Origin of the sequence: Ensifer sp. ENS08 (assembly GCF_014852195.1) — a bacterium.
Lineage (GTDB): Bacteria > Pseudomonadota > Alphaproteobacteria > Rhizobiales > Rhizobiaceae > Ensifer > Ensifer adhaerens.
The window spans coordinates 52,158-65,271 of record NZ_JACVBF010000025.1 but is presented as its reverse complement, the minus strand read 5'-3'; the positions used below and the strand labels follow the sequence as shown (position 1 = coordinate 65,271).

The following is a 13,114-nucleotide window of genomic DNA, read 5'->3' as shown; positions in this document are numbered from 1 at the left end:
GTCAGTGATCGGGCTTATAGACCCCCATCCTCACAGACGTCAACAGCCACGTTCAAAAAAACTTCAAAAATCGACAACTCTCTGAATTTACACAATAATTCCAGCTGTTGATAAACTAGGTCGATTTAATGCACCGGAAAACCAGCGAATCCGCGGCGCGAATCTTTGACCAGGCGGTCAAAAACCTGATGGCCATTTCACGTGGCCCAAAACGCCCCTCAGAGCGACCTCATCTACATGTAGACAGCATGGGTCTCTCAGCCGTCAGATGTAGATATCTCCAGCAACGAAGCGCCATACGAAGCACGCTCACGGACGCGCCACGCTTGCCCTTGGCCGGGCTATTGCCGTACTTGCGAATTGTCCGCCCTGCCCGACATGACGATCCATGCGGTGGCGGACCGACAACATGGTGATGCATGAGCCGACGGATGCACCGACCGCACGCAGCGCCATCATCTCTATAGGGGGCGGAGAACCAGACGTGACGACACAGCTTCCTGCGCTTCCGGTTCGCGAGGTGCTGCCCGCACTGGCACAAGCGCTCACCGCAGGCCCCTCCGTGGTGCTTTCCGCCCCACCCGGCGCCGGCAAGACGACGCTCGTTCCACTCTTCCTGCTCGATCAGAACTGGGCAAAGGGCGGAAAGATCATTCTGCTCGAGCCGCGCCGGCTGGCAGCGCGCGCCGCAGCTGGCCGCATGGCCGAGCTCCTGGGAGAAAAGGTCGGCGAAACCGTCGGCTATCGCATGCGTCTCGACAACCGCGTCTCCGGCAAGACACGCATCGAAGTGGTGACCGAGGGTGTGTTTGCCCGCATGATCCTCGACGACCCGGAACTCAAGGGCGTCGCAGCCGTGCTGTTCGACGAATTCCACGAGCGCTCGCTCGACGCGGATTTCGGCCTGGCGCTGGCGCTCGACGTACAGGCGGCGCTGCGTGACGACCTGAAGATCATCGTTATGTCGGCAACGCTCGATGTCGAGCGGGTCTCGGGCCTGCTTGGCGATGCGCCGGTCATCGAGAGCCAGGGGCGCAGCTATCCGATCGACATCCGCTACCAGGATCGCGGCGGCGACAGCGTCGAGGACACGATGCTGCGGGCCATTGCCGAAGCGCATCGTACGGAAGATGGCTCCATCCTCGCCTTTCTGCCCGGCCAGGCCGAAATCACCCGAGTCGCCACGCGGCTCCAGGACCGCTTCGACAACAATACGGCGATCGTTCCGCTTTATGGCAACCTGACCCAGAAGGAACAGGATGCAGCGATCCGGCCGGCGCCATCAGGCACCCGCAAAATCGTGCTTGCCACCTCGATCGCCGAAACCTCGATCACTATCGACGGCGTACGCATCGTCATCGACAGCGGCCTGCAGCGCCTTCCGGTGTTCGAGGCAGCGACCGGGATCACGCGGCTGGAGACGGTGCGCGTGTCGCGCGCGTCTGCCGATCAGCGCGCCGGCCGTGCGGGGCGAACCGAACCCGGCATTGCCATCCGTCTCTGGCATAGCGGCCAGACCGCAGCGCTTGCCGCCTTCACGCCGCCGCAGATTCTGGCCAGCGATCTCTCGGGCCTGCTGCTCGACTGCGCCCATTGGGGTGTCAGCGATCCGGCCACCCTTGCCTTCATCGACGCGCCGCCGGAGACGACACTCGCCGAAGCGAGGAAACTGCTGACCAGCCTTGGCGCGCTGGACGAGGCCGGCGCGCTGACCCCGACGGGCCGCAAGATCCGCGACCTGGCCTTGCCGCCGCGGCTGGCGGCAATGGCGGTTGCCGCGGCCGAAGAGGGACAGGCGGAAACCGCGTGTCTCTTGGCGGTGATGCTGACCGAACAGGGCTTGGGCGGCAACAGCGTCGATCTCGAGGACCGGGTGCGCCGCTTCCGTCAGGAGCGTGGCGACCGCGCCGGCGCCTCGCGCAATCTGGCGCGGCGCATGGCGGCCGAGCTGAAGGGCGCGCCGAAATCGAGCGAACCGATCCAGCCGGGTGCCCTGCTGATGCACGCCTTTCCCGACCGCATCGCGCTGCAGCGCGGTGGCCGCGGCCGGTTCGTCATGGCGAACGGACGGGGTGCCGAGATTCCCGAGACGGAGCGGCTGGCGGCGGCTTCCATGCTCGTCATCGCCGACCTGACCGGCCGCGCCGGCGGCCAGCGCGTGCTGGCGGCGGCAGAGCTGACGCGCGCCGAGGTCGAGGCGCATATGCCCGAGGCGATAATCCGCGAGGACCAGAGCTTTTTCGACAAGGCCAGCCGGCAGGTGCGGGCGCGTCGGGTCACGCGGCTCGGCGCCATCATCTTCGAGGAAGCGCCGCTCACACGACCGACCGGTGAATCGGCGGCGCGGGCACTCGCCGACGGCGTACGCCAGCTCGGCCTTGCCATCCTGCCCTTCTCCAAGGAGGCGATGCAGATGCGCGACCGCATCGGCTTCCTCAACCGCTCGATCGGTGAACCCTGGCCGGATGTTTCCGACGAAGCGCTGCTCGACCGTCTCGACGACTGGTTCGTGCCCTTCCAGCACGGCATCACCGCGATTGCCGACATCAAGGCATCCAATCTCTCCGACGGTCTGCTCTCCCTCATTCCGCACGAGCGGCAACGGGAACTCGGGCGGCTGGCGCCGACGCATTTCGAGGCGCCGACCGGGCAACGGCACCCGATCCACTACGACGGCGACGAGCCGCTGTTATCGATCCGGGTACAGGAGCTTTTTGGCCTGAAGACCCATCCGGCGATCGGCGATGGGCGGCTGCCGCTGCTGCTCGAGCTGATCTCGCCCGGACATCGGCCGATCCAGACGACGCGCGACCTGCCCGGTTTCTGGGCGGGTTCCTGGCGCGATGTGCGCGCCGACATGCGCGGGCGCTATCCGAAGCATCCCTGGCCCGAGGATCCGGCCAATGCGGCGCCGACGACACGGGCGAAGCCCCGTGGTACATGAGACGAAAGCATCGATCATTGGAATGCAGGCACGAATGACCACTGTTGCGCTCGAACACAACAACGACCAGACCAGCAACCGCAGCCTGCGCCTGCAGACGCTCGTCCGGCTGCGCTGGCTTGCCGTCGGCGGCCAGTCGATCGCCGTCCTCATCACGGCCTTCTGGCTGCAGTTTCCTCTGCCGCTGATTTCCTGCCTGGTGCTGATCGCGAGCCTCGCGCTGGTCAACGCCTATGTGACGTTGCGCTATCCGCCGACGCACCGGTTGCAGCCGCCGGCGGCCTTCGCGCTTCTCGGCCTCGATCTCGCGCAGATCACCGGATTGCTGTTCATCACAGGCGGGCTCACCAATCCCTTCGCGCCGCTGCTCTGCGTCCCGGTCATCATTTCCTCTGCGTCGCAGCCGAAGTCACACAGCATCATTCTTGCCGGTTTTGCGGTAATCGCCATCACCGCACTCGCCTTCTCACCCTTTCCGCTGCCCTGGTATCCGGGCACGGTCCTGCTGATGCCACGGGTGCTGACCGCCGGCATTTGGTTTGCGATCGTCTCGATGACCGCCTTTGCCGCCTTCTATACCTACCGCGTGTCGCTGGAAGCGAGTGAGCTGTCGGAAGCGCTGACGGCGACCGAACTCGTGCTTCAGCGGGAAAAGCACCTGTCGCAGCTCGATGGGCTTGCGGCAGCGGCAGCCCATGAACTCGGCACGCCGCTTGCGACCATCAGCGTCGTCGCCAAGGAGATGGAACGCGAACTCGGCGACGATCCGCGCTTCGGGGAGGACGTGCATCTGCTGCGCAGCCAGAGCGAACGCTGCCGCGACATCCTGAAGCGGCTGACGACGCTGTCCTCCGAGAGCGAGGAGCACATGCGGCTTTTGCCGCTGTCGTCGCTGATCGAAGAGGTGATGGCGCCGCATCGCGAGTTCGGCATCCACATCGAACTCATCGAAAGGGGCGACCGTGCGACCGAGCCGGTCGGCAACCGCAATGCCGGCATTCTCTATGGGCTCGGCAACCTCTTGGAAAACGCCGTCGACTACGCCAAGAAACAAGTGACCGTAACCGTCGAGCACACGGCGGATCGGGTTCGCGTCACGATCGCCGACGATGGTGACGGTTTCGCGCCCGATATCCTGCAGCGGATCGGCGAACCCTATGTGACACGCAGGCAGAAGGATGACAGCGCCGGCGGCCTCGGGCTCGGGCTCTTTATCGCAAAGACGCTGCTCGAACGCTCGGGCGCGCGCCTGCGCTTCGAGAATGGCGGGCCGGAGAGGCCGGGCGCCCGGGTCAGCGTCGAATGGCCGCGCGCCCTGATGGATACGAAACTGGCGAAATGACATTTCGCAGTTTATTGAACGAGGCAGAAACCTATAATCTCGGCGAAAGCGTTCCGTTTTTTGCCCAAGGATTGCGAGAATGACCGACAAATCGACAGCTTCGCCCAGCACCACCGCACAGGACGCCGAACTGATCGGACCGGACCGCACCCTGTTGCTCGTCGATGACGACGCACCCTTTCTCAGGCGGTTGGCCCGCGCCATGGAAGCCCGTGGCTTTTCGGTCGACATCGCCGAATCGGTCGCGGAAGGCATCGCCAAGGCCAAGGGCAACCCGCCGAAATATGCGGTCATCGACCTCAGGCTCGGCGACGGCAGCGGCCTCGACGTGATCGAAGCGATCCGCGGACGGCGCGACGACACGCGCATGATCATGCTGACCGGCTACGGCAACATCGCCACCGCCGTGAACGCGGTGAAGCTCGGCGCGGTCGACTATCTCGCCAAGCCTGCCGATGCCGACGACATCTTTGCCGCGCTCGTGCAGCGCCAGGGCGAACGCGTCGAGCCGCCGGAAAACCCGATGTCGGCCGATCGCGTGCGGTGGGAACATATTCAGCGCGTCTATGAAATGTGCGAGCGCAACGTCTCGGAAACGGCGCGCCGGCTCAACATGCATCGCCGCACGCTGCAGCGCATTCTCGCCAAGCGCGCGCCGAAGTAAGCAATCCACGACCGGCGCACAACCGCTGTTCCGGTCGCTTTTCCCCGCGGGATCAGTCGCGACCGCCGGAGAGGATGTCGCCGATCGAATCACCGAGTTCGCCGTTGCGCTCGGCCGCCCATTCGGCAAGCATCAGCCGTTGTGCTGCCGTACGGGCAAAGAGTTGCAGCACCGACTTGCGTGTCGCCGGCGGCAGCCTGTGTTCGGGCGCCTCGCGAACGATGTGGCCTTCATAACCGTCAGACAGCAGCAGTCCGCAGTCCTCCGGAAAGATGTCCAGTGGCACGGCGGCATGGGTGGCGAAGAACAGCCGGTCGCAGTGCTGTCGGTAGTCCGGCCATTTGCGGTCGACGCGAAAGTCCTCGATCGAGGTTTTGATCTCGACGATCCAGATCTCGCCCTTCACCGACAAGGAGATCAGATCGGCACGCCGTCCACTCGCCAAGGTCAATTCCGGCAGGACCGAATGGCGCAGCTCGGCGAACAGCCGCTGCACGCCGCGGCGCACCATCATCGCGCGATTCGATTGGCGACCGTCGATCAAGGGGTTGTCGCCATGGATGGAGAGGATCGTCATGCGTCCGGTGTCCCTTTGAGCCGGTCATTTTGTTGCAAAAAAACAAGGGTCATGGAATTTGCACTTTTCAGCCAAATTGTGGCCGCGCAATCTCTTGCATAGCTCAAACTAATCGAAAATAACCGTATTCACTGTTGGTCGCGGCGACCCAGTTTTTACTTCGCTTCTTTTTAAGAGACTCCCATGCGCTTCCGCAATGCCTTCCTCTTGTGCAGCCTCGCGGCGACACTCGCCGTTGCCGGCTGCTCGACGACCTCGTCAAAGCCCGAAACGGCTGCGAACGAACCCGCGCCCGCAACGGTACAGGTTGCTACGAATCAGATCTTTAACGGCGATTATGGCGCAGTTGAGGATCACGGTTACGCGCTGCCGGCCATTCCGATCAGCAAGGTCGATACCCGTTTCCATCGCCAGATCGTCGATTACGCCACCAGCGAGCGCCCCGGAACGATCGTCGTCAACACGCCGAATCGCTTCCTCTACTACGTGCTGCCGGGCGGCAAGGCCGTTCGTTACGGCATCGGCGTCGGCAAGGCCGGTTTTGCATGGGAAGGCGAAGCCTATATTGCCTGGAAGCAGGAATGGCCGATGTGGCATCCGCCGAAGGAAATGGCGGAACGCAAGCCGGAAGTCGCCAAGTACGTCGAAGATGGCATGGGTCCCGGCCTCAAGAACCCGCTTGGCGCCCGCGCGCTCTACCTCTTCAATGACCAGGGCAAGGATACACTGTTCCGTCTGCACGGCACGCCGGAATGGTCCTCGATCGGTACCGCCGCTTCGTCCGGCTGCATCCGCCTGATCAACCAGGACATCATCGACCTCTATTCGCGCGTTCGCCCCGGCAAGAGCGCCCGCGTCGTCGTCCAGCAGTAATCGAATCAGATCGACACTGACAAAGCCGCCGACCCCGTCGGCGGCTTTTTTCGTTCGCGCTCAACGTCATCCAACTTCCGAGCGAAAGCCGCAAGCAGGCACACCATCGACGCAAAGTTGCCGTCCTGATTCGCGCTCAAATCAGGGTCGCGGAATTTTTGTCCCTGTCCGCTCGGAAAGTTCAATTTCGACTTAAATTCAGTCGCTTATTAAGTAAGCGTTATCTAAATAATCGAAACAGTGTGCCCACGAAATTCCGCTCGGGAGGGACTGGCATGCTGATCAAGACCAAGCTTATCGGCGCAATTGCGCTTCTATCATCGATCGCTATCGGCATCGCTATTCACAGCCAGAGCACGCTGTCGGAAACCAGCGACATGATGGACGCGGTCTACGCCGATCGCATTGTGCCGCTGAAGAACCTGAAGGCGACTTCCGACGCCTTTGCGGTCTCGATCGTCGATGCTGCCCACAAGGTGCGCAATGGTAACGAATCGATGGAGAGCGGCCTTGCCTCGGTCAATGCCGCACGGGAAACGATCAAGTCAAACTGGGATGCCTATGCGGCGACCTCGATGACCGACGAGGAACGGAACCTCGTCGACAATGCACGAAGCCAGATGGTCGTTGCGATGGATTCGATCACGGCACTCACGCAAATCCTCTCGGCCAAGGACCAGAAGGCTCTTGATGCCTTCGTGCGCGACAAGCTCTACGCGACGATCGATCCGCTGACGGCCACGATCTCCGAGATTTCGGACCTGCAGGTCGAACTTTCGGGTACGGCCTTCGAGGCCAAGCATCACGAGTTCGAAACCGTACAGACACTCAACATTGGGATCATCGTTCTCGTCGTGGCGCTTGCTGCCGGCACCCTCCTTGTGGTGCTGCGCGGCGTCGTCGAACCGCTCGCCCGCCAGATCGCCGCCATGCGCCGGCTGATCGACGGCCACGTTGAAGATGCCGACGAGCCGGTGCGCGGCAAGGACGAGATCGCCGAAATGGCCCGCGCCATTCAATCCTTCCGCGAGGCGGCGCGCTCGAATCTTCGGCTGCAGGCGGAGGCCGAGGAGAACCGCCGCAACGGCGAGGCCGAACGTGTCCGCGTCCAGAAGGCGGCGGAGCAGGCGGCGCAGGAAAAGCTGACGCAGGCGACCGCCGGACTTGCCGGCGGCCTGCAGCGGCTGGCCAACGGCGATCTCGCCGTTCAGCTACATGAGCCGTTCGCCGCCGAGTTCGAACAATTGCGGCACGACCTCAACAAGGCGGCCGCGCAGTTGAACGATGCGCTTCTCGCCGTTGCCGACAGCGCCCAAAACATCGGCATGGGCACGCGGGAAATCAGCCAGAGCGCCGACGACCTGTCCAAGCGCACCGAACAGCAGGCCGCGTCTCTCGAGGAAACGGCCGCGGCGCTCGATCAGATCACCGCCAATGTCAGCAATTCCTCAAGACGGACGGAGGAGGCACGCGACATCGCCGGCGAGGCGAAGACCAGCGCGGCCCAATCCGCCGTCGTCGTCGCCAACGCGGTGGAAGCCATGCGTCGGATCGAGGAATCCTCCAGCCAGATTTCCAGCATTATCGGCGTCATCGACGAGATCGCCTTCCAGACAAACCTCTTGGCGCTGAATGCCGGCGTCGAAGCAGCGCGGGCCGGCGAAGCGGGAAAGGGCTTCGCCGTCGTGGCCCAAGAGGTGCGCGAGCTCGCCCAGCGCTCGGCGAAGGCTGCGAAAGAAATCAAGGATCTCATCCGTACATCGAGCCGGGAGGTCGAGAACGGCGTGCACCTGGTGCGCGACACCGGCGAGGCGCTGCAGACGATCGAGGCGCATGTGATCACGATCAACGATCACATGGCGGCGATCGCCACCTCCGCCCGCGAACAGTCGGTGGGATTGAGCGAAGTCAACACCGCCGTCAACCAGATGGACCAGGTAACGCAGCGGAACGCAGCGATGGTCGAGGAAGCCAATGCGGCCTCCGCAACGCTGGCGCAGGAAGGCACAAACCTGCGCAACCTGATCGACCGTTTCACGCTCGCCGGCGAGGCCCAGCCAAAGGGCAGGCCGATGGCGCCTGCCCCGGCAGTCGCCGCAACCACGCGTGACCAGGGACGTCCTCAGCCGGTACGCCGACCAGCCCCCTATGCCACCCACGGCAATGCCGCACTCGCAACGGACGGCTGGGCGGAGTTTTAGAGCGGCACGGGCTGCGATCGTGCCTGGAAGCCCGGACCACCGCTGAAACGAAAAAGCCGTGCGTTCATGTGAACGCACTCTTTCCAATACCCCGACTTCGGTGGCGAATCAGGCGGCGTTGCGCGCCTTCAGCTCCAGGCGGCGGCGGTGCAGGACCGGCTCGGTGTAGCCGTTCGGCTGCTCGCGGCCCTTGAGGACGAGTTCGACGGCGGCCTGGAAGGCAATCGAACGGTCGAAATTGCCGGCCATCGCGACGTAGAGCGGATCATCGGCGTTCTGACTGTCGACGACGGCCGCCATGCGCTTCATCGTCTCGACGACCTGGGCCTCGGTGACGACGCCATGATGCAGCCAGTTGGCCATGTGCTGGGCGGAGATGCGCAGCGTCGCACGGTCTTCCATCAGGCCGACATTGTTGATGTCCGGAACCTTCGAGCAGCCGACACCCTGATCGACCCAGCGCACGACGTAGCCGAGAATGCCTTGCGCGTTGTTGTCGAGTTCGCGCTGGATTTCCTCGGGCGTCCAGTTCGGGCGGACGGCGACCGGCACCGACAGGATATCGGAGAGCTTGGCGCGGGCGCGGCTCTTCAGGCTCGCCTGGACCTCGGCAACATTGACGCGGTGGTAGTGGGTCGCGTGCAGAGTGGCCGCCGTGGGCGACGGCACCCAGGCGGTGTTGGCGCCGGCCTTCGGGTGGGCGATCTTCTGTTCGAGCATCGCCGCCATCAGATCGGGCATCGCCCACATGCCCTTGCCGATCTGGGCGTGACCGGACAGGCCACATTCAAGCCCGATGTCGACGTTCCAGTTTTCATAGGCGCCGATCCAGGCTGCCTGCTTCATGTCACCCTTGCGGATCATCGGGCCGGCTTCCATCGAGGTGTGCATCTCGTCGCCGGTGCGATCGAGGAAGCCGGTGTTGATGAAGACGACGCGCTCGCGGGCCGCGCGGATGCATTCCTTGAGGTTGGCCGTCGTGCGGCGCTCCTCGTCCATGATGCCCATCTTCATGGTGTTGGCGGGCATGCCGAGCGCCTTTTCGACACGGGCGAAAATTTCGCTGGCGAACGCGACTTCCTCGGGGCCATGCATCTTCGGCTTGACGACATACATGGAACCCTCGCGGGAGTTCATGCGGCGACCGCCGTTGCCGACATCGTGGAGGGCAATCAGCGCCGTCACCATCGCGTCCATGATGCCCTCGGGCACTTCCTTGCCGTCGCGGTCAAGGATAGCCGGATTCGTCATGAGGTGGCCGACGTTGCGGACCAGCATCAGCGAGCGGCCGGGAAGGGAAAGCGTGCCGCCGGCAGTTGCCGTGTAAACGCGGTCGGCATTGAGACGACGGGTAAAGGTCTTGCCGCCCTTGGCAACCTCTTCTTCGAGGTCGCCCTTCATCAGGCCGAGCCAGTTGCGGTAGACGACGACCTTGTCTTCGGCATCGACGGCGGCGACCGAATCTTCGCAGTCCATGATCGTGGTGATCGCCGATTCGAGAATGACGTCGGCGATGCCCGCCGGATCTTCCTTGCCGATCGGCGTGGTGGCGTCGAGGACGACGATCGCATGCAGATTGTTGTGCCGGAGAACGATCTCGAAGCGCGCACCTTCAGCCCCGGAATAGCCGGCGAATTGAGCGGCGTTGCGCAGTGCAGTGCTCGAACCATCCTTGAGACCAATCGCCAGCGCACTGCCAGCAACCTTCAGGGAAGTAACGTCCGCCCAGCTTCCATTCGCCAGCGGCGCACTGGCGTCGAGGAAGTTTCGCGCCCAGGCGATGACCTTGGCGCCGCGCTTCGGATTGTAGCCGCGGCCCTTCTCGGCGCTATCGGCGTCCGAGATCGCGTCCGTGCCGTAGAGCGCGTCATAGAGCGAACCCCAGCGTGCATTGGCGGCGTTCAGCGCATAGCGCGCATTCATGACGGGAACGACGAGCTGCGGGCCGGCGATCGTCGCGATCTCCGGATCGACATTGGCGGTCGAAACGCTGAACTCGCCACCCTCGGGCAGCAGGTAGCCGATATCGCGCAGGAAGGCCTGATAGGTCTCCATATCGCTGGGGGCGCCGTTCTGCTTGTACCAGGCGTCGAGCTTGGCCTGCAGGTCGTCGCGCTTGGCGAGCATCGCCCGGTTCTTCGGTGCCAGATCGTGCACGAGGGCGGAAAGCTCAGCAAAGAAGTGCTCTGCATCGACGCCGGTGCCCGGCATCGACTCTTCCACCAGGAAGCGATGGAGGTCCGCATCAATCTTCAATCCATACGTCTCAATGCGGTCCATCTGCCAACTCCTTGAAATAGACGTAAGGAGCGCCACCGATCCGAACGGATGCGATGAAAACGCCCCAACATGTTGATCTTGCGCCTGAAGCGGGTCGCGGACCAGCCCATGCGCAATACGCGCGTGAAACGGCCGCAGTTTCTCACCAATTCATTCCCTGTCAATTCTGCAAGGATGCGAAGAATTGTTTCCGAAACGGAAAAGATCAGCCGTGCGCGATGCGCGGCCGGCCGCTGGCGGACGCAATGAACCGGGCCTCGATCAGCTTGGGGCTGCCCTCGACCTCCGGCGCGTCGATTTCCTCGCGCAGCAACGACGCGGGATCATCGGCACCGTTGGTGCGCGCCGCCTCCAGAGCTGCGGTCTCGGCCCGTCGGCGCGCGGCACCAAAAGCCTTTTCCTGATCGAGAAAGCGTTCGCTGGCCCCGGCCCCGTTGACGACAAAAATGCCCTCCTCCGGCATCGTCACGAAAACGGTGACGGTGGCGCTTACCTGGCCGACCACGGCGCCGACGGCATTGGCGACGCCGGCCTCCTCGGGAATGGCGGCTTCGGTTCCGAGCATCTCGGCAATAGCCGGGTAATAAACCGGCGCCGAAGCGCCAAGACCGACGAGCGGACGATCGAGACCAAGCGAGAACCGGACGATGCCGGGCGTCCGGGTCAGCGCACGATCGACGGCCTGCGACACCGCGGGATCGATCGCGCCGGCGCCGTCCTCGCCGAGGCAGGCCTGCAGGATGACCTCGGAGGATTGCCGCGTCAGCCGATCGACGATCATCTGCGCCAGCGCCTGTGGAGAAGAAGCAATCGGCTGGCCGGAGCCGTCGCGGGTCCGGGCCGCAAGCTGAATGCCAAGCTCGGCCGCTTCGAGGTTCCATTGCGACTGCCGGCCGAGCACATGCATGGCGTCGGACGGCGTCAGACCGCAGATATGGACGAGCCCCCGGGCCACCAAACGATCGAGCGTCGCCTTCTGTGGCGTCGAGACGAGCAGCGTTTCAAGCGAGACGGGGACGCTACCGATGCGCTCGTAGAGCGCCTGCTCCTGTGGCTGCAGGCCGCTTGCCAGATGATCCGGCAGGCCGGTACGCACAGCAAAGCGCCCATTGTTGCGCCCGGTGTGCTGGGCGCGCATCTGTTTTTCCAGCACCGAGATGACGGCGTCGCCGTGGAGCGCTGCGGCGAGGCTCAGCGGCATCAGCCGGCGCGGACCAAGATCGATCTTCGCCTTGAGGCCGCGATCGTTGATGCGCACTTCCGAATCACCGCCAAGGCCGTAGGTCCGCATCGCAACAGCCTCGACCATGGTGCGGAAGCCACCAACGACGGCGCCTTCGGCATCGAGACGCGGGCGGCCGCCATCGAGCACGGCCACGTCGGTGGTGGTGCCGCCGATATCCGAAACCACGGCGTTGTCGAGGCCGGTCAGATGCCTTGCGCCGACGAGGCTTGCTGCCGGACCGGAGAGGATCGTCTCGATCGGGCGCAACCGCGCCTCCTCGGCCGAAATCAGCGCGCCGTCACCGCGCACCACCATCATTGGCACGTCGATGCCGCGCGCCTTGAGGAACCCTTCGCAGGACCCGATCAGCCGGTCGATCATCGAGACGAGGCGGGCGTTGAGCAGCGTCGTCAAGGCACGGCGCGGCCCGCCGAGTTTCGAGGACAGTTCGTGGCTGCAGGTGACTGGCAGGTGCGAGACCTCGCGGATGCGGTCGCGCACGCGCTTTTCATGATCCGGATTACGAACGGCGAAATAGCCGGCAATGGCGAAGGAGGAGACCTGATCAGCCAGCACCGGCAGGACGGCGTCGAGCTCGCTCATGTCCAGCGGGGTCTCACCGCCATGCACATTGTGGCCGCCCGGCAGGAAGACTACCGGATCCGAGCCGAGCGCTTCCTGTAAACCGTCGCGCTTCAGATCCTCGGGGCCGAAGCCGATCATGACGAGGCCGGCGCGGCCGCCCTGCCCTTCAACCAGCGCATTGGTGGCAAGCGTCGTCGACAGGGAGACCATGCTGATCGCCGAGACCGGCACGCTGGCCTGATCGAGCACCGCTTCGACTGCACCGGAAATGCCGACCGCGAGGTCATGGCGGGTCGTCAGCGCCTTGGCCTTGGCGACCACCCCCTTCGTCTCCGAGAAGAGGGCGGCGTCGGTGTAGGTGCCGCCGGTGTCGATGCCGAGAAGAAAATGGGAGGTCAATTCGCGCAGTCCGGAATTCGCGCG

8 protein-coding genes are annotated in these 13,114 nt (G+C 64.0%); 5 read left to right on the top strand and 3 right to left on the bottom strand.

Features of this window, described 5'->3' with window-relative positions; translation table 11 throughout:
* Positions 1–484 precede the first annotated feature (484 nt).
* The 3 genes from hrpB (at position 485) to IB272_RS32605 (ending at position 4,950) form a co-directional block, all read left to right on the top strand.
* Positions 485–2,944, top strand: coding sequence for an ATP-dependent helicase HrpB (hrpB, locus tag IB272_RS32615; RefSeq protein ID WP_060583432.1), 2,460 nt, complete (start codon positions 485–487; stop codon positions 2,942–2,944).
* A gap of 34 nt (positions 2,945–2,978) precedes the next feature.
* Complete coding sequence (locus tag IB272_RS32610; protein ID WP_060583434.1) at positions 2,979–4,286, top strand: ActS/PrrB/RegB family redox-sensitive histidine kinase; 1,308 nt, start codon at positions 2,979–2,981, stop codon at positions 4,284–4,286.
* Positions 4,287–4,365: 79 nt separating this feature from the next.
* Positions 4,366–4,950, top strand: a complete 585-nt coding sequence (locus IB272_RS32605) for an ActR/PrrA/RegA family redox response regulator transcription factor (RefSeq protein ID WP_034802128.1) — start codon at positions 4,366–4,368, stop codon at positions 4,948–4,950.
* A 52-nt stretch (positions 4,951–5,002) separates the two neighbouring features.
* Here the strand turns inward: IB272_RS32605 and IB272_RS32600 are convergent, their stop codons facing one another.
* A complete protein-coding gene (locus IB272_RS32600; RefSeq protein ID WP_060583436.1) occupies positions 5,003–5,527 on the bottom strand; it encodes an MmcB family DNA repair protein in 525 nt (174 codons plus the stop codon).
* A gap of 183 nt (positions 5,528–5,710) precedes the next feature.
* On the opposite strand from IB272_RS32600, the gene IB272_RS32595 reads away from it, so the two are divergent.
* Both IB272_RS32595 and IB272_RS32590 read left to right on the top strand, forming a co-directional pair.
* On the top strand, positions 5,711–6,400 hold the full coding sequence (locus IB272_RS32595; RefSeq protein WP_034802133.1) for a L,D-transpeptidase: 690 nt from the start codon (positions 5,711–5,713) through the stop codon (positions 6,398–6,400).
* Between the two features lie 275 nt (positions 6,401–6,675).
* Positions 6,676–8,601: a HAMP domain-containing methyl-accepting chemotaxis protein gene (locus IB272_RS32590; RefSeq protein WP_060583439.1), complete on the top strand. Its 1,926-nt coding sequence runs from the start codon at positions 6,676–6,678 to the stop codon at positions 8,599–8,601.
* 108 nt (positions 8,602–8,709) lie between these two features.
* Here IB272_RS32590 and IB272_RS32585 read toward each other — a convergent pair whose 3' ends face one another.
* Both IB272_RS32585 and IB272_RS32580 read right to left on the bottom strand, forming a co-directional pair.
* The gene (locus IB272_RS32585) at positions 8,710–10,881 is read right to left on the bottom strand and encodes a malate synthase G (RefSeq protein WP_060583444.1); all 2,172 of its coding nucleotides are present in this window, start codon (positions 10,879–10,881) and stop codon (positions 8,710–8,712) included.
* A 205-nt stretch (positions 10,882–11,086) separates the two neighbouring features.
* A complete protein-coding gene (locus IB272_RS32580; protein ID WP_060583447.1) occupies positions 11,087–13,090 on the bottom strand; it encodes a hydantoinase/oxoprolinase family protein in 2,004 nt (667 codons plus the stop codon).
* Positions 13,091–13,114 lie beyond the last annotated feature (24 nt).